Origin of the sequence: Nocardioides gilvus (assembly GCF_003194605.1) — a bacterium.
GTDB classification, from domain to species: Bacteria; Actinomycetota; Actinomycetes; order Propionibacteriales; family Nocardioidaceae; genus Nocardioides; species Nocardioides gilvus.
The window spans coordinates 195,049-215,164 of record NZ_QHKY01000001.1; the positions used below are offsets into that span (position 1 = coordinate 195,049).

Sequence of the window (20,116 nt, forward strand, 5' to 3'; positions counted from 1 at the left end):
ACCATGTGGTCACCACTCCACCGGCACCTGGTTGGGCTCGGAGCCGGTCGGCGGGACGCTGTAGTGGGCCAGCGCCCGAGCCATGATCTTCGCGAACGCAGGACCGGCAACCGAGCCGCCACCACCGTCGACACCTGGGGCATGGATCACGACGTAGACCGTGAACCGTGGATCGTCGGCGGGCGCGAAACCGCCGAACGAGAGCGAGAACGAGCCGTCGTAGCAGGCGCAGTCCTCGTCGACTCGCTGTGCCGTACCGGTCTTGCCCGCGACCCGGTACTGCGGCACGCGGGCGCGCTGGGCAACGCCCACCTCGGGGTCGACGACCCGCTCCATCATGAGCATGGTCTCGCGGGCGGCCTGCTCACTGACGACGCGGGAGCTGGTGGCATGGTCGGTCCCCACCAGGGTGCCGTCCTCCATGGTGGCGGACCCCTTGACGAGGCTCGGCGAGACCCGGACGCCACCGTTGGCGATGGTGTTGATCGCGGCGGTCATCTGGACGGCGTTCACCGAGAGGGACTGGCCGAACACGATCCGGTCCTTGTTCTGCGACGTCATCTGTGAGGCGTTGGGCAGCAGCCCCTTCGCCTCTCCCCTGGCACCGACGTCGGTGCGCTGACCCAGTCCGAAATCGGTGAGATAACTGGACAGCTTGCGCTTGCCGATCTGATCCGCGGCGAGCACGGTGCCGATGTTGGAGGACTTGGCGATCACTCCGGCCATGGTGAGCTTCAGGACCCCATGGTTGAACCAGTCGTTGATCGGGCGGTCCTGCCGCCGGAGCTGGGCAGGCACCTTGATCCTGGTGCGCGCGGTCACCTTGCCGGCGTCGACCAGGGCCGCGGCGGTGAGCACCTTCTGCACCGAGCCCGGTTCGAAGACGTCACTGAGCGCCCGGGAGCCGAGGTCGTCGGGATCTGCGGCCAGGTGGTCGTTGGCGTCGAACGTGGGGGCGTCCGCCACAGCGAGCAGCTCGCCGGTGCGTACGTCCTGGACCACGGCGACCCCGGACTTCGCCCTGTAGTCCTCGACCGTCTGCGCCAGGACCTTCTGCGTGTACCACTGGAGGTCACGGTCGAGGGTGGTGGTGAGGTCGTGGCCGTTGGTGGGTTTGACGATCGAGTTCTCGGCCAGCGGGACCCGGTAGCCGTTGCCCTGCGTGTACCGGTTGCGTCCGTCCTTGCCCGAGAGATGGGCGTCGAAGGTCCGTTCGAAACCCGCCAGGGGCTCGTCGGTCCCCATGAAACCGATCAGGTTGGCGGCCACGTCGCCGGCCGGGTAGTCGCGGATCGGCTCGTTCTCCGTCCAGATCCCCTTGAAGCCGGCCTTCTTGATCCGGTCCAACACGTCGCGAGCATCGGAGGCCGGGACGCGACGCGCGATGTACTCGTAGCGACTCTCGGGCCGGCGCAGCTGCTCCAGCGTCTCGAAGTAGTCGACGTCGAGCTCGTCGGCGAGCAGGGTTGCGATCGCGGGTGCGTCAGCGGTGGTGCGCAACGGGTCAGCCAGGATCATCCGGCCACTCACCGAACCGGCCAGTGCCACTCCGTTGCGGTCCAGGATGTCGCCACGCTGGGCGGGAAGGACGACGTCACGCACATCCTTGGCGGTGGCCATCTCCGCGTAGGAGTTGGGGTCGAGCCCTTGCAGCTGGAGCAACCGCGCCCCGAAGAACGAGAGCACCACTGCGATCAGCAGGAGACCGACGCGCAGACGGAACGTCGGGGACCCACGTCGGCCCCGGCCGGGCCGAGGGACGTCGCTGGGTCGGCTGCTGCTCGACAACGGTTCTCCGATCCCTCGTGGGCTGATGGGGGCCACCATTCAAACCCGGCACGGCGGCCGGTCCGCGACAGCGGGTGGGCGTGTCGGCGGGCGGGTCAGCGGGGTACGCCGCCCGCAGGCTCAGTCACTGCCCTCAACCTCTGCGCTCCGATCGGCGCGGCGCTCGGCGCGGTCGGCCCTGTCGGCCCTGTCGGCCCTGTCGGCGCGGACCTTGACCACGTTGACCCGGGGCCGCAGATCTGCGGGCACCGTCCTGGGCTTGGGACGAATGCGCAACTTGTCCTCGGGGGTCGCAGGGCGAGGCTCCCCCACCACGGTGCCGTCCAGACGCAGGAAGGCGGGCGCAGCGGGGATCACCATGCCCATCTTCTCGGCCTCGCCCGCGATCCGCTGCGGGTCACGCAGGTCGTCCAGCTGCATCCGCAGCGTCTCCTCGCGGTCCACCATCGCCGAGGCCTGCTCGGTGAGCTTCGCCTCGGTGAAGGACGCCTGCTGCAGGGAGGTGTTGAAGAGCAGCAGTCCCACCACACCGACGATCGCCAGCGCCGACACGAGCACGATGAAGGGAACTCTGGGGGCGCGTCCGCGGTTGACGGGTACGACGGTCAGACGGGCCTTCTCGACCGCGGCCTCACCGAAACTGGAGACCCGGGAGCGCAGTTGCACTGCGGGACTGCTCATCGGGGGCTCCTGACGTCAGGGAGGACACGTTCGACGGCCCGAAGACGGACCGAAGCAGCACGGCGGTTCTGTTCCTTCTCGGCCTCGTCGGCCACTTCCGCACCGCGGATCACGTGCTTCATCCGCGGTTCGCTCCCGGCCGGGATGATGGGCATGTCCGGGGGCACGTCGAGTCGGGTGACCTCGGCGAAGGCTCGCTTCACCAGCCGGTCCTCCAGCGAGTGATAGGACTCGACCACCACGCGTCCGCCCACACCGATCACCGAGAGGGCTGCCGGCATCGCTCGGCGCAGGACGCCGAGCTCGTCGTTGACCTCCATGCGCAGGGCCTGGAAGGTTCGCTTCGCCGGGTGCCCACCCGTACGCCGGGCGGGAGCGGGGATCTCGGCGTACAGGAGCTCGACGAGGCGGCCGGAGCGGTCGAACGGCTCCTTCTCACGCTCGCGCACCACGGCCGAGGCGATCTTGCGGGCGAACTTCTCCTCGCCGTAGTCCCTGAGCACCCGGGTGAGCTCACCCACTGAATAGGTGTTGAGGACGTCGGCAGCGGTGGTGCCGACCGTGGAGTCCATGCGCATGTCGAGCGGCGCGTCCTCGGCGTAGGCGAAGCCGCGTTCGCGCACGTCGAGCTGCATCGAGGAAACCCCGAGGTCGAAGAAGACACCGTCGACGTGGTCCAGCCCCTGGTCGGCGACGACCTCGGCGATCTCGTCGTAGACCGCATGGACGGCGGTGAAGCGGTCACCGAAGCGAGCGAGCCGCTCACTGGCCATGGCGATCGCCTGGGTGTCCCGGTCGATGCCGATGACGCGAGCCTGAGGACATCCCTCGAGGACCGCCTCGGTGTGCCCACCCAGACCCAACGTGCAGTCGACCATCACCGCACCGGGATGGTCCAGGGGTGGCCGGAGCAGCGCGACGACCCGGTCGAGCATCACGGGCACGTGGCGTGAGTTCGTCATCGCCCGCCCTACTCGCCCATGAGGAGCATCAACAGGAAGACCAGGGCGAAAGCACCGGAGGCGCACGCCGAGAAGGCCATCACGGCAAAGACGTCGCGTGCTTGTTCACGCACCCGGGGGTGCGAGGTGGACCGCAAGGGGTCTACGTGCGTGCCGTTCATGGATCCACCCCCGTGCTGACGGTTGCTGACGTGTGAGGAGAACTCGTGTTCTCGCGGTGCTGTGGTGCGGGGGCGTCGTGTCGGTCAGGTCCCTGCCCGCTCTCGTCCAGAAGTCCGTCTGGTACCGGGGAAGTGGTGCCAGAAGGTCGTGAGAGCGGGCCCGAGACCTCACCCCACGTCGCCGTGTCTTCAGTTGTTGCTGCTGTGGTGCTGGTCCTGCGGTTGACACTGGGGCTCAGATGCCCGGGAACACCTCGTCGCTCAGGTCGGAGAAGACCTGCTCCTGCTGCTCGCTGTACTGCGCCCACGACGTCGGGTCCCAGATCTCGATGCGGTTCATCGAGCCGATCACCACCACGTCCTTGGTGAGCGAGGCGTAGTCGCGCAGCACCGACGGAATCGAGATCCGGCCCTGCTTGTCGGGCACCTCCTGGCTGGCGGCCGCGAACAACATGCGGACGTAGTCACGGGTGCTCTTGTTGGTCACCGGCGCCTGGGCGAGGCGTTCGGTGAGTCGTGAGAAGTCCTCGGTCGACCAGATCGTCAAGCAGCGTTCCTGCCCTCTGGTCACGACGAGTCCTTCCGTCAGTTGGTCCCTGAACTTCGCGGGGAGGAAGAGTCGCCCTTTGTCATCGAGTTTGGGTGTGTAGGTACCGAAGAACATTCGGAACCTCCCCACCCAGTCGACTCCTCCACCACTTTCCCCCACAGTACCCCACGATTCACCACCGTCAACCACAAACGGCCTCACCTCCTCCCCTATTTGTGGGAGGAGGTGTGTGTGGCGAACCAGGAGTCGCAGGTCTCGCGTCCCACCGAATGGAGGGAAAACCGCTGGTCAGGGCTGTGGTGAGCCTCCGGGTGGCGCTTTCGCACCGAGAGTGGTGTGCAGGTGGAGCGACGGTGGAGGAGAAGAGGAGTGGGTGGAGGACGGTGGAGGAGACTGCGCATGGCGATCGAGCGATCTTCTCCACCGGCCCCCCGGAGTGGATGCGCCGACTAAGTTGGCTCTGACAGCCCCGACCCGTCCGGCGCAGTGGGGCGGACCAGCGAACGACAGGCGGACCAGCGTGACCATGACGAACTCGGGTGGCGACCTCGACACCCTGCGTCGAGTGACCGACCGGCTGCGCGCCAACATCGAACGAGTGATCTCTGGCAAGACCGAGGTGGTCGACACCGCCATCGTCGTCCTGCTCGCGGAGGGTCACCTCCTGATCGAGGACGTCCCCGGGGTCGGCAAGACCATGCTGAGCAAGGCGCTGGCGCGCAGCATCGACGGCACCGTACGACGCATCCAGTTCACCCCCGACCTGCTGCCCTCCGACGTCACGGGCGTCTCGATCTACAACCGCACCACCGGCGCGTTCGAGTTCCGCCCCGGCGGGGTGTTCGCCAACATCGTGGTCGGTGACGAGATCAACCGAGCCTCCCCCAAGACCCAGTCAGCACTGCTCGAGTGCATGGAGGAGAAGCAGGTCACCGTCGACAACGTGACATGGCCCCTCGAGCAGCCGTTCATGGTGGTGGCCACCCAGAACCCCGTGGAGATGGAGGGCACGTACGCCCTGCCGGAGGCGCAACGGGACCGCTTCATGGCCAAGGTGTCGATGGGCTACCCCGTGGAGGAGGCCGAGCTGGCAGTGCTCCAGGGCCACACCTCCGCCAACCCGCTCGACGACCTGGCACCGGTGACGTCCGCGGACGAGATCCGGCGGATGATCGCAGCGGTCAACCAGGTCTACGTCTCCCCCACCGTCCAGCGGTACGCCGTCGCCCTCGCGACCGCCACCCGGACCTCGCCGCACCTCCTGCTGGGCGCCTCTCCTCGGGCCACCCTGCACCTGGTCCGAGCCGCCAAGGCCACGGCCGCCGTGGCCGGGCGCGACTACGTCCTGCCCGACGACCTGGTGCGGCTCGCCCCCCAGGTGGTGGCACACCGCCTGCTCCCCAGCATCGAGGCGACGATGAGCGCGCTGGACACCACGGCGATCCTGGCCACGATCATCAACCAGGTGCCGATACCGGACGCCGGTCGTGCGTGACGCCCTCTCGTCCCTGACGGTGCGGGGACGCACCTTCCTGGCAGGGGGCATCACCGCCCTCGTCTGCGCACTCGTCCTCGGACAGGACTCCCTGGCCCGTCTGGGTGCCCTGGTGATCCTGCTGCCGGTCGCGTCGGCGTACGTACTGAGTCGGTCGCGCCACCGGCTCGTCCTGCGGCGCACGGTCGAGCCGCAGGTCGTGGTCGCCGGCGAGCCTGCGCTCGTACGACTCGTGGTCACCAACGAGGCCCGGACGGCGACCGGGACCCTGCTCCTCGAAGAGGTGCTCCCCTATGCCTTGGGGGCGCGCCCGCGGTTCGTCCTCAACAGCATTGCCGGCAACTGGGACCAGCACCTCACCTACCCGGTGCGTCCCGAGGTGCGCGGGCGCCACGCGGTCGGGCCGTTGACCATCCGGGTCACCGACCCCTTCGGCCTGGTCGAGCTCGGTCGTACCTTCCAGAGCACCACTCCCCTCGTGGCCGTGCCCCGCACGATTCCGCTCTCGGTGGGCCTGGCAGCCCAGACCTGGGCGGGCTCGGGCCACAGCCGCCCCCGTTCGTTCTCCGTCGGGCATGCCGAGGACGTCACCGTGCGCGAGTACCGCCAGGGCGACGACATGCGTCGGGTCCACTGGCCGACGTCAGCACGCACCGAGGAACTCATGGTGCGTCGGGAGGAACAGCCCCTCCAGGCGCGTGCCGTGCTCGTGCTCGACAACCGAGCGGTGGCTCACGGCGGACGGGGTCTCTCCTCCTCCTTCGAGACCGCGGTGGTCGTGGCGGCCTCGATCGTGACCCACCTGGTCGCACGCGGCCATCGGGTGACGCTCGCGTCCGCCACCGGGTCGTTGGACACGGTGCTCTCGGGCGGGACGGAGCCCGCCCGCGACGCGGCCGCGCTGCTCGAGTCGCTGGCGGACGTCGAACTCACGAGCGAGCGGGCGCTCGACCTCTCGTGGTTGCGGAACACGCCGACCGGCACGCAGGTCATCGCGGTGCTGGGTGGGACGACCGCGGCCGACCATCGGGCCCTGGCCCGACTGGAACGACATGGACGCTCGCCCCGCGCTGTGGTCCTGGACGTCGGCGGCTGGAGGCACGGCGCCCTCCGACCCAGCGAGGAGACCGATCACGACACCGTGGCCCTGCTCACCGCGAGTGGATGGCGCGCCGGACTCCTCGGACGGACCGACTCACTTGACCGGGTGTGGCAGCAGGTGGCCCGATGACCCGCCCGGGACCCCTGACCTTCGGGCGGGCCCTCCTGATGTCGTTGACGGCCGCCCTCACCGTCTGGATCTCCATGTTTGCCTGGCGACCGCTGTCGGTCACCTCCGAACACCTGACTCCACTGCTCTTCTGCGTCCTGCTTCTGGCTCTGACCAACGCAGTGGCACGTCTGCGCGACCTGGCAGGCGTGTGGGTCACGTTGCTCCAGACTGCAACTGCCGGCCTGCTCCTGCTGTGGTGGACCAGTGGTAGCCCGGTCCCGAGGTCGGACAGTCTGATTCGACTGGGCGAGGTCTTCGCAGCAGCGTTCGACTCTGCTGATCGGTATGCCGCCCCTGTGCCCACCGACGTCGCTCCGGTGACCCCCCTCTTCTTCACGGTGGGTCTGGTGAGCATGGTGGTGGTCAGTCTCCTGGCGCTGTCGGCCAGGAGGGTCGCACTCACCGGCCTGGTCTTCTTCGTGCTCCAGGTCGTGCCGGTCAACCTGGGCGCGGAGGTGAGTTGGTTCGTCTTCGTCCTCGTCGCCGCGGGCTACCTCTGTCTGCTCTTCCTGAGTCAGGCCAACGTGATCACCCAGTGGGGCCACGACGTCGCGGACTCCGGGTCCCGACGGGGATTCGTCACGAACGCGAGCACCGGTCGGGTCAGCGCGTGGCAGATCGGGGTGTTCTCCGTGGTCGGGGCGATTGCGCTCTCCACGGTGCTGAGCAGCGTCGTGCCCGGGACCGGGACCCGATTCGGCCCCCAGAAGGACTCCGCGAGCAACGAGGTCACCCTGACCAGCCCTCTGGTCGACCTGAGGCGTGACCTGGTGCGCGGGGCCGACGTACCCCTGCTGCGGGTGGAGGGCACCCGCAAGCCTTCGTACGTACGCACCGCCGTGCTCGCCGCCTTCAACGGGCGGGAGTGGAGCAGCGGCAGTCGTCGCGCTGCCCGCGTCCAGGGCGCTGACGGTGCACCGCTCGAACTGCCGGGGGTCGCACCCGCTCTGGGTCAGGAGCGGACCCGGTACGACTTCGAGGCCACCGCGGCTTTCCGGTCACGGTGGCTCCCGGTCATGCCACTCACCGACACGGTCACCGCCGAGGGCGACTGGCGCTACGACCTCGCCACGATGGACTTCGCCGCCTTCGACAACGACCTCGACACCGCGGGCCTGTCCTGGCGGGTGACTGGCGTGGAGTTGGACTACGACGTCGAGACACTGGACGGAGCCTCCGAACGCACCGGACTGGTCTCCGACGAGTTCTTGGAGGTGCCTGATGACCTGCCGCCGATGGTCGCCGACCTCGCCGATCGGGTGACCGGTGACAGCGAGTCGAACTACCGCAAGGCCCGAGCACTCCAGTCGTGGTTCCGCAGCGAGTTCACCTACAGCCTCGAGCGGGCCGACTCCGTGGGCAACGACGAGTTGGTCGCCTTCCTCGACGAGTCCGGCCGCGTCGGCTACTGCGAACAGTTCGCCGCCTCGATGGCGGTGATGGCGCGCACGCTCAACATCCCGTCCCGAGTGGCCGTGGGCTTCCTCGAACCCCGCTCGGTGGGCGAGGACCTCTGGGAGTTCTCGGCGCACGACCTGCACGCTTGGCCCGAGCTCTTCTTCGCCGGCTCCGGGTGGGTGCGATTCGAACCGACGCCCGCCAGTCGCGCCTCCGGGGTCCCGGAGCACTCGGAGGACGACTTCGAGCAGAGCGAGGAGGCGCCTGCGCCGGAGGAGTCGCTCCCCTCCTCCGAGCCGTCCGAGGAGCCCGTGGCGCCGCAGGCCCAGCCGCGCGCCGAGGAGACGACAGAGGCAGACCGGGCCGACTCCGGTCCGTCTCCTTGGATGGTGGCGACGGCACTCGGCCTGCTGCTGGCAGTGCTCCTGGCCGGAGTTGCAGTTGTGCCCGGGTGGCTCCGTCGTCGCCGACGCCACAGGCGTTTCCAGTCGGTCGACGTCGAGAGCCTCTGGACGGAGTTGCACGACACCGCCATCGATCTCCGTCTCCCCTGGCCAGGGGGTCGCTCGCCCCAGGTGATCGGCGAGCAGGTCAGGAAATGGTGCGATCCGGACGAGCCGACTGCCCAGGCGGCGGTGCGACGTCTGGTGCACGCGGTCGAGGTCCACCGATTCAGCCGGGCCTCGGGCCCCGCGACTGCCGCACTGATCCAGGACCTGGAGACCTGCCTGGCTTCCTTGGAGGCTGCTGGGACCCGTGGGGACCGGCGGCGAGCACGGTGGCTGCCTCGCTCACTGGCTCCGTGGGTCAGGTGATCGCGCAGCCCGATGTGTTGCCTCGACCGGGGTTGAGGGGTGGTCAGTAGCCGCCGGTGTCACGGCGACGACGCCAGCGCTCCTCCATGCGGTCCATGAAGGAGCTGCCGGAACGAGAGCCGCGGACAGACCGCTTGGAGGACCGACCTCGGCTTCCGCCGTCAGCGACACCGAAACCTTGAGGTGTGGCACGGAAGGGCGTCGGGGAGGGCTGTTGTGGTGCCCGCAGCGACGTCACCGCGATGGTGGCGGAGGCGAGCATGACGATGAACCCGATGACACCGATCACGGGTTGGGCGGCGATGGCGCCGGTCATCAACACCACGACCCCCAGCACGAACGCTGCCCCCGCCAGGACGGCGCGGCGGCGCGAAGCTCGCTGGACGCCCGTGCCGCGCAATGTGTGCGCCAACTTGGGGTCGTCCTCGACGAGTGCGCGCTCCATCTGCTCGAGCAGTCGCAACTCCTCTTCCGAGAGTGGCACTTTTCCTCCCGACGGTTCTGAAGCGGAGCATCCGCAAGGCCAAGTTTAGGCAGCGGTCTTCCTCCACGGTAGCCGCAGGGGTGAAATACGTCATCCTTTCCCACGGCTGATCAAGCTGGCCGGCCGCACGGCTGCAGAACCGAACCGGCGGGTTGCAGCATCCATGGCTCGTTCGGCCTCTGACCACCCTCGCTCCGGCTCCCCCAGCACCATCTGTCGATGCACCTGGATGCGCGGCACCAGACCTTCCACCCGCACGCCCACCAACCGCAGACGGGCCCGTTGCAGACCGAGGGCCCGGTGGAGCGCGGTGGCCACCCGATGGATCTCCACGGTGACGTCGGTGGCCTCGGCGAGGGTGCGCGAACGCGTGATCGTGGTGAAGTCGGAGAACCTGATCCGGATCGTGACGGTGCGGCCCGCAACCCGGGCAGCCCGCATCCTCACAGCGACCTTCGCGCTGAGCCGCAACAGCTCCTGGTCGATCGTGTCCGGGTCGTCGACGTCGCGTTCGAAGGTGTGGTCCGCTCCCATCGAACGATCCGGTGCGTGAGGTCCGAGACGCCGGGCGACCACCCGTCGGTCGACTCCCCAGGCAAGCTCGTGGAGTTGGGTGCCCGTGACCTGACCCAGGGCCCGTTGCACCGTGTGGAGCGGAGTGTGGGCCAGGTCCCCCACGGTGATGAGACCCAATCTGTGCAGCTGGTCCCGGGTCTTCTCCCCCACCCCCCAGAGCTCACCGACGTCGAGGGGGTGCAGGAAGGACGTCACCTCCTCGGGGCGGACCACGACCACGCCGTCGGGTTTGGCCCGGCGGCTGGCCAGCTTGGCGATGATCGGGGTGGCAGCCACCCCGACCGAACAGGTGATCCGCTGCTCGTCGTGGATCGTGGCCCGCAACCCTTCCGCGATCTGGGTCGGGGTTCCGAGACGCAGCGCTGCACCCGAGACGTCGAGGAACGCCTCGTCCAGCGAGAGCACCTCCACTAGGGGGCTGACCTGACGGAAGTTCTCCATCACTGCCGACGAGACCTGGTCGAAGAGGGCGAAGTCCGGCGCGAGCACCACCGCACCAGGACAGATCCGACGGGCCCGGGTCATCGGCATCGCCGACGTCACCCCGCTGCGCCGGGCCAGGTAGTTGGCCGAGAGCACCACCCCCCGTCCCCCGCCGCCCACGATCACCGGCACCTGGGCCAGGTCGGGACGATCACGCGTGGCCACCGAGGCGTAGAAGGCGTCCATGTCGACGTGCAGGACCGGCGTACGGCTCATCACCCGACCACCCAGGACGACCAAGGACCGAGCTCCGGGAACGACGGGGCCTGTGGGGTCGGGTCAGTGAGTGGCGAGCAGGTGCACCTGGGCTGCGAGGGGGAGGAACTCGGATCGCTCCGAGACCGCCTTCTCCAGCTCCACCAACGCTGCTGTGGCTCCGGGTTCGAGATCGACCAGAGCCCCCGGGACCAGATCGGCGAAGACGCGTACGGCATGCACCTGGTCCACGGTGAACCCGCGGTCGACGACCAGGCGTTCGATCTCCTGGGCCGTGAAACGACGAGTGGAGCGTGCGCCCTGGACGGGCACGGCCTCAGCGGGATCGAGCAACTCCCTGGCCTGGTGGAAGTGTCCGGCCATCGCCCTGGCGATGACGGCGGCATGTCGCTGCGCGACCAGCAGACTGAGCGTGCCTCCGGGGCGCAGCACCCGGGCCAGCACCTCGAGCGCAGCGACCGGGTCAGGGACGATCTCGAGGACTCCGTGGCACAGCACGACGTCGACACTTCCGGGTCCGACGACGTCGAGCAGGGTCGAGAGGTCGCCCTGGTGGCCGGTGACCTCCACACCTGCTTCACTCGCCCGGTTCCCGAGCGCCGCCAGGGCATCAGGACTGGGATCGACCACGGTGACGTGGTGCCCCGACCTCGCGACCTGCACGGCGAAGCCTCCCGTGCCGCCACCGATGTCGAGCACCACTTGTCCGTCCGTGCCGTCCAGGACCGGGGCGAGGGCCCCCCAGACGACGGAGGACCTTGCCGCGCTGCGTCGCTCGCTGACTGACATGTCTCACACCCTAGGGCGAAACACCTCGATTTCATCCTGGGCTCCCCGGACTTCGGTGCCACAGACCACGCGCAGGCGCGGTCGTCGACCCACCAGCTGGTTTGACGTCCGCGTACGGCGACATCCGGAAGCCGCTGCTGTGCACGAGCACCCGGCGTTGTCCCGGCCCGGTGGTCGTGACGGGAGCACGGGACATCCGGGCCCGCACCGCTGCCAGTCCTTCCTCGGAGGTGGTCCCTGCGTCCCACAGCGCCGCCATCTCGGGCAACGCCCAGGCGCCGGTGGCGCGCACGGAGACTCCACGGTGTCCGGTCCGACGCACCTCTCCTCGCACCAGCAACAACCAGGAGGAGAAGACCGTGGAGGCGTACGCACCCTGGGCGTCCTCGAAGAAGGTGGCGTCCACCGGGCCGGTCGAATCGTCCACGGTCAGGAAGACCACACGTCGACCCGAACGGATCGGAGGGGTCTGGGTGGCCACCTTGACCCCGGCGACCAGCACTTCGGCACGGCTCCGACGGCGGAGCAGGTCACGACTTCTGGTGACCCCCAGAGCATCGAGGAAAGCGTCGTACTCCCCGATGACGTGACCGCTGACGTCCAGCCCGAGGATCTCGAGCTCCGCCGACATCCGTTCGCCGAGACTCAGCTCAGGCAGCCCACTCACCCCTCGCCCACCTGCAGACTCGATGTCTAGCGCCAGCTGGACCGAGTCCAGTTGACCCTGGCCCGGCGACGTGTGGACCTGGGCCGCCGCTCGCGCCCTGACGTCACCGCCTCCCCCTGCCCGTACGGAGCGGCCTCGCCCTCGCGCGCCACGCCCCGTCGACTTGGTGGAGCGCTCCAGCTCAGCCACCTGGAGCAGGAGGTCGCGACGGGTCAGTTGGTCACGCACGACCACCCCTGCATCCGCACCGGCGATCCGATGGATCTGGTCGAACCCACCGGCCAGCACGAGGCGCTCGGCCACCGGCCTCGAGACGCCTGCCCGTTGCCAGAAGTCCGCCAAGGACGAATAGGGGCGGGCTGCGACGATCCGCTCGACCTCGTGGGCGTTGATCCCCTTGACCTCGCTCAGGGCCAGTCGGATGCCGTAACCGGCGGGGGCGTCGGCGTCATAAGCCACGACGTAGTCCCGCTCGGAGGTGTTGACGTCCAGGGGATGCACCGCCACCCCGAACTGCCGGGCGTCATCGAGGATCAGTCGCTTGGGGTACATCCCGGGGTCATGGGTCAGGACCCCGGCCAGGAAATGAGCGGGCCAGTGCGTCTTCAGCCAGGCCGACTGGTAGGTCGGCAGCGCGAAGGCCGCTGCATGCGCCTTGCAGAACCCGAACGAGGCGAAGGCCTCGAGCACCTTCCAGATCTGGTCGACGAAGGGCGGTTCGTAGCCGCGTTCGAGAGCACGGGGCACGAACCAGTCATGGACGTCCACCATCTGTTCGGCGCTGCCCATCGCCCGCCGCTTCTCGTCGGCCTCGGCGAAAGTGACCCCCGTCAGACGAGCGATGATCTCGATCACCTGTTCGTGGAAGACCACCACGCCGTGGGTCGACTCCAGGATCGGTTTCAGGTCCGGATGCAGGTGGACCACCGGGCGCCACCCCTGCTTCGCCTCCAGGTAGGGAGTGATCATGTCGCTCTTGACCGGTCCGGGACGGAAGAGGGAGATGTCGGTGATGATCTCCTCGAAGGTGTCGATGCCCGACTTGCCGACGAGTTCACGCTGCCCCGGGGACTCGATCTGGAAGACGCCCAACGTGCGTGCGCTGCTGATCAACTCATAGGTCGGCGGGTCGTCGAAGGGCACCTGGGACTCGTCGTCCAGGTCGAGTCGGACATGGTCCACCCGATTGATCTCGGCCACCGCGTGGGACATGGCCGACTGCATCCTGATGCCGAGCACGTCGAGCTTGAGCAGCCCCAGGTCTTCGACGTCGTCCTTGTCGAACTGGCTCATCGGGTAGCCCGCTGCACTGGCCTCGACCGGAGTGCGGGAGAGCAGGGAAGCATCCGAGAGCAGGACGCCACACGGGTGCACCGCGATGTGTCGGGGCAGCCCGTCGAGACGTTCGACCAGGGCGAACATCAGGTCGAGACGTTCGGCTGCGAGACCGCTGGCCCGCAGTTCCGGGAGGTCCCGCAGAGCGGAGCGGGCGTCCCTGGCACGAAGGTGCGGGAAGGCCTTGGCGATCGCGTCCACCTCCCCCGGCGGCATCCCCAACGCAGCACCGACGTCGCGGACCGCGTGTCGCACCCGATAGGTCTCGGTCATCGACACGCAGACGCACCGGTCACCACCGAAGCGTTCCAGGATCGCCTCGTAGACCTCCGCCCGTCGAGCTGAGTCCACGTCGACGTCGATGTCGGGCAGCGACTTCCTGCGCGGTGAGAGGAATCGCTCCATCAGCAGGTCGTGTCGCAACGGGTCCACGCCCGAGATCCCGAGGAGGTAGTTGACGAGGCTGCCTGCCCCCGACCCGCGGGCAGCACACCGCACACCCATGTCACGGATCAGGTCGGTCACCTCACCCACGGTGAGGAAGTAGGAGGCATAGCCCAGCGACTCGATGACGTCGAGCTCGTCGTGGAGCCGCTTCCAGATGCGTTGCCGGGGCGACTGCCCGTAGCGCCATCCGATCGCGGCCTCACATCGAGCGCGCAGTTGAGCGTCCGCCGGGGTCCGTCCGCCGCCCGCGTCCGGGACTCCGTCACGGCGTACGACTTCGAACTCCGGAAAATGGATCGTGCCGATCCCCAGATCCCTCCGCAGGTCCAGCGCACAGGCCTCGCCCAGCTCCCGGGTGCGCGCCAGCAGACGCTCTGCCGCGCGCGGCCCCTGTCCGGCGGAACGGCAGATCTCCTGGGCGATCTCCGCCATCTGGCAGCCGGACTTGAGGTATCCCTCGGCGTTCCTCCGGTCGAGGTGTCGCCTGTCCAACGGCACCAGCCGACGGGCTGCGTCGAGCACGTCGACCGTGGGCGCGTCTTCCCTGCGCGCATGGCGGACGGCATTGCTCAGCACCGTCTCCACACCCGCCTCCTCGGCCAGACCTGCCATTCGGGCCGCGTGCGGAGTACTGCCGGCCCACCAGCCGGTGGCGCTCGCCCCCAACAGGTGCGAGACGAGCTCGACCCGGAGGTGGTCACGACCGACCAGACGCACCCAGCGCGCCAGCAGGGTCCGAGCCAGCTCGTCGTGGCGTGCCGCCACTGCTGCTCCCACGTCCGAGGCTGGCCCCAGGAGCACGCTCACCCGCCCCTGGGCCAGGTGCGGGGCCAGGAGTTCTGGTGAGGCAACCGGCTTCCCCCGCTCCCCGGTGAGGTGGGTGTCGGAGATCAACCGGCACAGCGAGGCCCACCCCGCTCCGTCCTCGGCGAGGAAGGTCGCCCGGGGCCAGCGGTCGTCCCGGAAGGCACCACCGCGTACGGGTTGTCGTGTCACTGCCGGCTTGCGCTGCACGGCCAGAGCCCCTGGGCCCACCGCGACGTCGACCCCGAGAATCGGTCTGATCCCGAGAGTGGCAGCAGCCTTCGCGAACTTCACCGCACCGTAGGTGCCGTCCCTGTCGGTGAGGGCCATGAGGTCCATCCCGTGCTCGACGGCGCGTTCGACCAGTGCCTTCGGGTGTGAGGCGCCGTACTGGAGCGAGTGACCCGAGGCCACATGGAGATGGACGAATTCGTCACGCGGCACCGATCCGCCCTGCCGTCCGCACCCCCACCAGCGCCAACGCCAGCTGGTCAGGGTGCTGGGTGTGCGGGATCAGTCCCAAGGATTGCTCCACCACGGCCAGGAACCGGTCAGCGTCACGCACCAGATCAGCAGCCTCCCGCTCGTTGACCGCACGGGTCGAGCCGGCTTCAGCCGCTGCGCGCTTTCCCGCGCCGGCAGCGAAGAAGGTCGCCCACTCCACGAACTCAGGCGCCACCTCGGCCAACAGCACCCAGGCGTTGCGTTGTCTGCGCCTCCCCGGCGTGGGCAACGCCCTCGCAGCCAACAACGCGGCGGCAGCGCGCAACGCCGCCACGTGGGCACAGGCGTACCGGGTCGGAACGTCACGAGCGGTCACCGCCTCCTGGAGCGACTCCGCCGACCTGGCCAGGTAGGAGTGGGTCGCCGCAGGCAACAGGTGCGGATTCATGGGCTTCGTCATGACCATCACTCAGTCCTGGCACCCGAGGAGCTGCCAGCGCCCCTCGACTGCGTCGTGGGAGAGGTCGAAGACCCCGTCGTTCAACGAGGGATCCACGTGGTCTCGCAGCCCCGGGCGGGCTGCCTCGACCCGCCAGATCTCACGTTCGGCCACCAGCGCAGAACCGAACTGCTGCCACTCCTTCGGATCCCCCGAGTCGCTGCCAGGTGCTCGGCCGGTCGACGCGAGCGCGTCATCGCTCACGTCACCGACGACGGCGCCCACCAGGGCCGACTGCCACCACGGATCGGTCTCCACCCATCGGGCAACCACCGCCCGCACCTTCCAGAGTCGTCCCCTCCACAGGAACTGTTCGGGCCCGTCCACGCACCCTGCCACTGGTCCTCTACGGACCTCCACGAGATCGTCGTACCGCCGCATGATTCCTCCTCGAGCAGTCTTCGACCCCGCTCCGACCCCGGCGATGGTGGGGGTCGAGGTCACCACCACCGAGGTCGCTTCGAACGTTTGTTCGAACAGTTCTCAAGGTACACCCAGCCACCGACAACAGGTCAAGAAGGACGAATCGTCGATGTGGCACACGCCCTCAGGAAAGTGCGTCAGCAGGGAATGCGTCAGCAGGGACGGACGTGAGGAACGTCGAGCGGAGCAGCCGGGGGTCGGCGCTTCAGATCTCGCGGAAGTAGCGCGTGGTGTCCGGGTGGAGGAGGAGGACGAGCAGCGCTGCACACAGCACGATCATCACGATCGAGAGCACCACGAAGAGGGTCGGAATGTCACTGGCGATGCACAGGACGGCCAGGAAGATGCCGAAGACAGCCACCCCACCCAAGCAGATGCGGCCCCAGGTGAAGCCCTCCCGGAAGAACACGGCGAAGACCCACACGAGCATCAGGAAGATGACGAACGAGGTCACCACGATCGGGACGAACCCGGGCACCGTCAGACTCCTCTCCACCGCCGCCAGCCCGCCTTCACGCAGGATCTGACGCGCACCGGCGTTGCCCTCGGCCCAGGCGAGCACGAGGTCGGTGCGGAAGATCGCGACCATCACCGTGGTCATTCCGGCCATGAACGAGAGCGCAACGACGATGCGCAGGGCCAGGGTGACCGAGGTGGGCCTGTCGATCATCTGTGGAGCCTCCATGGGAGTAGGAGTGGGAGTTGGAGTGAGCGTCGAACCTTCAGGGGCAGAGCACAACGGTACCGGCCCGGGTCATCGTCGGCGACCGGGTCGTACGCCGATAGCCTGCACCCATGCACGTGGTGATCATCGGCGGCGGGTTCGCAGGCATGGCGAGCGCCGCACGGCTGGCCAAGCTCGGCCATGCGGTGAGCCTGTTCGACGCCGCACCCGCCCTCGGCGGAGCGCTCTCCCAGGTGCAACTCGATGACTTCATCTTCGACAGCGGCCCCAGCACGACCCTGCTCCCGGCGGTCACCCGCGACCTGTTCCGCAAGTCGGGACGCCCCCTGGAGCGCGAGTACGAACTCGTCCCCGTCCCGGTGATCGCCGAGCACCGCTTCGTCGACGGCACCTCACTCGCCCTGACCGGAGGATCCAGGGCCGGCCAGAAGGTCGCCTTCGAAGCTCTCGGCGAAGGACTCGGCCACGAGTGGGTCGGCTACGTCGACACCTGGGGCGAGGTCTGGGAACGACTGCGCAAGGACTACCTCGAACGCCCCTGGGATCCGACCATGGCCTCTCCCGAGTCGAAGAAGATCCTTGCTTCGCGCCTCTCCCTGACCAAGCGACTGCGCAGCGCCTTCACCGACGACCGCCTCGCCCTGGTCGCGGGCCACCGCTTCACCTCGGAGGGACACGACCTGAGGCGAGTGCCGGCCTGGCTCGGCACCCTCTCCTACGTCGAGCAGAAGTTCGGGTCGTGGACCTCGCCCCAAGGCCTCGGAGGACTCGGTGCAGTGATGGCGTCACGACTGAGGACCCGGAAGGTCGAGATCCACACCTCCACCCCGGTCCTGGACGTGCTGGTGCGCGGCGGACGGGCAGTCGGCGTACGCACCGCAGCCGGTGAGGTGGCGGCCGACGCCGTGGTCTGTGCCGTCGACCCGCGGCGACTGCCGGCCCTGCGGCCGCTGGTGAAACGTACGAGGAGCACGTCGTTGCCGCACCTCACCCATCTCGGTCTGCTCGACGACGGCGCCGCAGATCCCCCCGGAGAGCTCGTCCTGCACGGTGCCTCACCCCTGGTGCTGCGCCACGGCGGCAGCGCACCCGAGGGCAGGCGGGTCGTCACCGTGCAGTCCCGAGGGATGGTCCCCGCCGACGTGCTCGACGAAATGGCGGCGCGCGGTCACGACCTGCGAGACCGTGTCATCGCGCGCCTGGACCGTACGCCGGAGACCCTGACCCGCGAGTGGGGCGGCTCTCCTCTGGGCGTGCAGTGGCGCGGCTCCGGGACCGTGCGCCGCCGTCTCGGCCCGGACACCCCCGTGAAAGGGCTCTATGCAGCCGGAGCGCACGCGACGCCGGGCTCCGGGCTCCCCTTCACCGGACTGTCGGGAGCCCTGGTGGCCCAGGCCATCGGTCCCGCCTGAGGGCACCTCGGCGATCGCCGCTGCCCATCCACCCGGACACACCGTGGCAAGCGGCCTCGAATGGAACCGTCACCACTCGACTGGATAGGCTCATCGGGTGCCAGAACAGTGCCTGACTGCCCCGACCGAGTGGGACCCGAGCCCGTTCCGTGCCGCCGTCCAGACCACGCTGGACGAGTTCCTCGCCGTACAGACCGATCGGCTGCGAGACCTGGGCCCCGACGCGACGCGCCTCCTCGACGAGGCCCGCACCTCCCTGAGCGGCGGCAAGAGGTTCCGAGCCACCTTCGCCTGGTGGGGGCATCGCGCGGTGCGGCCCGAGGTCACCGACGAACGAGCACTGCTACGGGCCTGCTCCGCCCTCGAACTCCTCCAGGCCAGCGCACTGGTCCACGACGACCTGATGGATGCCTCCGACACCCGACGGGGACGTCTCGCCGCGCACAAGTCGCTGGAGCAGGAGCACCTCTCCCGCGGGTGGCCCGGCGACTCCGCCCAGTACGGCGCCGCAGCAGCGATCCTCCTCGGCGACCTGTTGCTCGCCTGGTCGGACGAGTTGCTCCGTGGCTGCGGGCTCCCGCTCGCCGACGTCGCTCCAGCGCTGGAGATCTTCGACCTGTGCCGCAGCGAGGTGATCGCCGGTCAGTTCCTCGACGTCTCCGTCCAGGCCCGCGGCCACGCCGACGTCGACGAAGCCATGACGGTGCTGCGCTACAAGTCGGCGAAGTACTCAATCGAACGCCCCCTCCACGTGGGCGCGGCCCTGGCCGGGGCCACTCCTGAGGTGATCGAGGCACTGAGTGCCTTCGGACTGCCGTTGGGCGAGGCGTTCCAGCTCCGCGACGACATCCTGGGGGTCTACGGCGACCCGGCAGCCACCGGCAAGCCTGCCGGTGACGACCTCGTCGAAGGCAAGCGAACGGTGCTCGTCGCCCTCGCACTCGCCAACGCCTCCCCGGCCGACGCCGCCACGCTCGACCAGGCCTTGGGCAGTCCCCTCGACACGACGCAGGTGGATCAGCTGCGTGGGATCATCACCGATTCCGGGGCCCGGGCCGAGGTCGAGCAGATGATCACTGCCCTGGTCTCCCAGGCCCTGCGCGGCCTGGACGCAACCGGACTCGACCCCCACGCCTGCGGGGTGCTGCGCTGGCTGGCCGAAGCCGTGACTCAACGCACCGTCTGACGTTGCCAGAAGCGAGCGCTCAGAAGGCCATCGACTGGGCGCGGCGCTTGGCCTCGCGACCCCGGTTCTCCCTGAGGGCGTCGATCGGTCGGCCCGGCAGGTCCAGGTCGGAGTAGATCCAGGCGATGCACTCCCGGTCGTCGTAACCCCCGTCGTGGAGGACCGTCAGGAGACCGGGAAGGCCCTTGACGACCTCACCGTCCTGGATGAAGTCAGCCGGGATCTGCTGCCCCGCACCCGGCCGCGGAACCGCAGCGGCGAACTCGTGCTCACGGATCATCGTGCGCACCCGCCCCACCGAGACTCCCAGCAACTGGGCAGCCCTGGCCCAGTCCATCCACTCGGGGACGAGGGCGTCGAGGTCTGCGTCTGCCAAGGGTGCGTCGTCCATGGCTCCATGGTGCCACCAGTCGCCCTCGAGGCCACGTTCGGCCGGGTCACGCCACGCCGGAACTGGACAGGGACGACCGGGCCTGAGGGGGCAATCACTACGATTGCCCCAACAACCACCATCCCAACTTCGTCACATCAGCCGTCCCCGGC

The 20,116-nt window shown here is 68.8% G+C and carries 18 protein-coding genes; 5 read left to right on the forward strand and 13 right to left on the reverse strand.

Annotated features, from left to right (window positions below):
* Nucleotides 1–9 precede the first annotated feature (9 nt).
* From DNK52_RS00885 to mraZ, 5 genes are all read right to left on the reverse strand, one after another.
* Nucleotides 10–1,788 carry a peptidoglycan D,D-transpeptidase FtsI family protein gene (locus DNK52_RS00885; protein WP_239455298.1) on the reverse strand — a complete coding sequence of 593 codons (1,779 nt, stop codon included), beginning with the start codon at nucleotides 1,786–1,788 and terminating at the stop codon, nucleotides 10–12.
* 120 nt (nucleotides 1,789–1,908) lie between these two features.
* On the reverse strand, nucleotides 1,909–2,469 hold the full coding sequence (ftsL, locus tag DNK52_RS00890) for a cell division protein FtsL (RefSeq protein ID WP_110238683.1): 561 nt from the start codon (nucleotides 2,467–2,469) through the stop codon (nucleotides 1,909–1,911).
* Nucleotides 2,466–3,431 carry a 16S rRNA (cytosine(1402)-N(4))-methyltransferase RsmH gene (gene rsmH / locus DNK52_RS00895; RefSeq protein ID WP_110238684.1) on the reverse strand — a complete coding sequence of 322 codons (966 nt, stop codon included), beginning with the start codon at nucleotides 3,429–3,431 and terminating at the stop codon, nucleotides 2,466–2,468. Before rsmH ends, ftsL begins: the two co-directional genes overlap by 4 nt.
* An 8-nt stretch (nucleotides 3,432–3,439) precedes the next feature.
* On the reverse strand, nucleotides 3,440–3,592 hold the full coding sequence (locus tag DNK52_RS15935; protein ID WP_162598545.1) for a hypothetical protein: 153 nt from the start codon (nucleotides 3,590–3,592) through the stop codon (nucleotides 3,440–3,442).
* A gap of 235 nt (nucleotides 3,593–3,827) precedes the next feature.
* Entirely contained in the window at nucleotides 3,828–4,256 is a 429-nt protein-coding gene (gene mraZ, locus DNK52_RS00900; RefSeq protein WP_110238685.1) for a division/cell wall cluster transcriptional repressor MraZ, read from the reverse strand.
* A 442-nt stretch (nucleotides 4,257–4,698) separates the two neighbouring features.
* Here mraZ and DNK52_RS00905 point away from each other — a divergent pair, with 442 nt between their 5' ends.
* Genes DNK52_RS00905 through DNK52_RS00915 form a run of 3 tightly spaced genes read left to right on the forward strand, consistent with a single transcriptional unit; the run spans nucleotide 4,699 to nucleotide 9,123 of the window.
* Nucleotides 4,699–5,637 carry an AAA family ATPase gene (locus DNK52_RS00905; RefSeq protein ID WP_420812340.1) on the forward strand — a complete coding sequence of 313 codons (939 nt, stop codon included), beginning with the start codon at nucleotides 4,699–4,701 and terminating at the stop codon, nucleotides 5,635–5,637.
* Nucleotides 5,630–6,868 (forward strand): DUF58 domain-containing protein, encoded by a 1,239-nt coding sequence (locus DNK52_RS00910; RefSeq protein ID WP_110238686.1) that lies wholly within the window; start codon nucleotides 5,630–5,632, stop codon nucleotides 6,866–6,868. Before DNK52_RS00905 ends, DNK52_RS00910 begins: the two co-directional genes overlap by 8 nt.
* Nucleotides 6,865–9,123 (forward strand): transglutaminase TgpA family protein, encoded by a 2,259-nt coding sequence (locus tag DNK52_RS00915; protein WP_110238687.1) that lies wholly within the window; start codon nucleotides 6,865–6,867, stop codon nucleotides 9,121–9,123. Before DNK52_RS00910 ends, DNK52_RS00915 begins: the two co-directional genes overlap by 4 nt.
* Before the next feature lie 43 nt (nucleotides 9,124–9,166).
* On the opposite strand, the gene DNK52_RS00920 is transcribed toward DNK52_RS00915, so the two are convergent.
* The 7 genes from DNK52_RS00920 to DNK52_RS00950 form a co-directional block, all read right to left on the reverse strand.
* Nucleotides 9,167–9,607 (reverse strand): DUF3040 domain-containing protein, encoded by a 441-nt coding sequence (locus DNK52_RS00920; RefSeq protein WP_110238688.1) that lies wholly within the window; start codon nucleotides 9,605–9,607, stop codon nucleotides 9,167–9,169.
* A gap of 90 nt (nucleotides 9,608–9,697) precedes the next feature.
* Complete coding sequence (gene dinB / locus DNK52_RS00925; protein ID WP_110239895.1) at nucleotides 9,698–10,882, reverse strand: DNA polymerase IV; 1,185 nt, start codon at nucleotides 10,880–10,882, stop codon at nucleotides 9,698–9,700.
* Between the two features lie 63 nt (nucleotides 10,883–10,945).
* Nucleotides 10,946–11,671: a methyltransferase domain-containing protein gene (locus DNK52_RS00930; RefSeq protein WP_110238689.1), complete on the reverse strand. Its 726-nt coding sequence runs from the start codon at nucleotides 11,669–11,671 to the stop codon at nucleotides 10,946–10,948.
* Between the two features lie 31 nt (nucleotides 11,672–11,702).
* On the reverse strand, nucleotides 11,703–15,368 hold the full coding sequence (locus tag DNK52_RS00935) for a DNA polymerase III subunit alpha (RefSeq protein ID WP_110238690.1): 3,666 nt from the start codon (nucleotides 15,366–15,368) through the stop codon (nucleotides 11,703–11,705).
* Entirely contained in the window at nucleotides 15,358–15,828 is a 471-nt protein-coding gene (locus DNK52_RS00940) for an SAV_6107 family HEPN domain-containing protein (protein WP_239455299.1), read from the reverse strand. The genes DNK52_RS00935 and DNK52_RS00940 overlap by 11 nt, the downstream gene beginning before the upstream one ends.
* Nucleotides 15,829–15,837: 9 nt before the next feature.
* Nucleotides 15,838–16,248 (reverse strand): DUF6504 family protein, encoded by a 411-nt coding sequence (locus DNK52_RS00945; protein WP_239455300.1) that lies wholly within the window; start codon nucleotides 16,246–16,248, stop codon nucleotides 15,838–15,840.
* A gap of 247 nt (nucleotides 16,249–16,495) precedes the next feature.
* Nucleotides 16,496–16,960 (reverse strand): hypothetical protein, encoded by a 465-nt coding sequence (locus tag DNK52_RS00950; RefSeq protein ID WP_110238692.1) that lies wholly within the window; start codon nucleotides 16,958–16,960, stop codon nucleotides 16,496–16,498.
* Nucleotides 16,961–17,085: 125 nt separating this feature from the next.
* Here DNK52_RS00950 and DNK52_RS00955 point away from each other — a divergent pair, with 125 nt between their 5' ends.
* The gene (locus DNK52_RS00955) at nucleotides 17,086–18,387 is read left to right on the forward strand and encodes a phytoene desaturase family protein (RefSeq protein WP_110238693.1); all 1,302 of its coding nucleotides are present in this window, start codon (nucleotides 17,086–17,088) and stop codon (nucleotides 18,385–18,387) included.
* Nucleotides 18,388–18,484: 97 nt separating this feature from the next.
* Nucleotides 18,485–19,573 carry a polyprenyl synthetase family protein gene (locus DNK52_RS00960; protein WP_239455301.1) on the forward strand — a complete coding sequence of 363 codons (1,089 nt, stop codon included), beginning with the start codon at nucleotides 18,485–18,487 and terminating at the stop codon, nucleotides 19,571–19,573.
* A 19-nt stretch (nucleotides 19,574–19,592) separates the two neighbouring features.
* Here the strand turns inward: DNK52_RS00960 and DNK52_RS00965 are convergent, their stop codons facing one another.
* Complete coding sequence (locus DNK52_RS00965; protein ID WP_110238694.1) at nucleotides 19,593–19,964, reverse strand: Rv2175c family DNA-binding protein; 372 nt, start codon at nucleotides 19,962–19,964, stop codon at nucleotides 19,593–19,595.
* Nucleotides 19,965–20,116: the final 152 nt, after the last annotated feature.

What these genes read in the sequence shown, in the direction of transcription:
- ftsL (WP_110238683.1), bottom strand. Translation starts at nt 2,469, where the DNA reads ATGAGCAGTCCCGCAGTGCAACTGCGCTCCCGGGTCTCCAGTTTCGGT.
- rsmH (WP_110238684.1), bottom strand. Translation starts at nt 3,431, where the DNA reads ATGACGAACTCACGCCACGTGCCCGTGATGCTCGACCGGGTCGTCGCG.
- DNK52_RS15935 (WP_162598545.1), bottom strand. Translation starts at nt 3,592, where the DNA reads ATGAACGGCACGCACGTAGACCCCTTGCGGTCCACCTCGCACCCCCGG.
- mraZ (WP_110238685.1), bottom strand. Translation starts at nt 4,256, where the DNA reads ATGTTCTTCGGTACCTACACACCCAAACTCGATGACAAAGGGCGACTC.
- DNK52_RS00915 (WP_110238687.1), top strand. Translation starts at nt 6,865, where the DNA reads ATGACCCGCCCGGGACCCCTGACCTTCGGGCGGGCCCTCCTGATGTCG.
- dinB (WP_110239895.1), bottom strand. Translation starts at nt 10,882, where the DNA reads ATGAGCCGTACGCCGGTCCTGCACGTCGACATGGACGCCTTCTACGCC.
- DNK52_RS00930 (WP_110238689.1), bottom strand. Translation starts at nt 11,671, where the DNA reads ATGTCAGTCAGCGAGCGACGCAGCGCGGCAAGGTCCTCCGTCGTCTGG.
- DNK52_RS00940 (WP_239455299.1), bottom strand. Translation starts at nt 15,828, where the DNA reads ATGACGAAGCCCATGAATCCGCACCTGTTGCCTGCGGCGACCCACTCC.
- DNK52_RS00945 (WP_239455300.1), bottom strand. Translation starts at nt 16,248, where the DNA reads ATGCGGCGGTACGACGATCTCGTGGAGGTCCGTAGAGGACCAGTGGCA.
- DNK52_RS00950 (WP_110238692.1), bottom strand. Translation starts at nt 16,960, where the DNA reads ATGATCGACAGGCCCACCTCGGTCACCCTGGCCCTGCGCATCGTCGTT.
- DNK52_RS00955 (WP_110238693.1), top strand. Translation starts at nt 17,086, where the DNA reads ATGCACGTGGTGATCATCGGCGGCGGGTTCGCAGGCATGGCGAGCGCC.
- DNK52_RS00965 (WP_110238694.1), bottom strand. Translation starts at nt 19,964, where the DNA reads ATGGACGACGCACCCTTGGCAGACGCAGACCTCGACGCCCTCGTCCCC.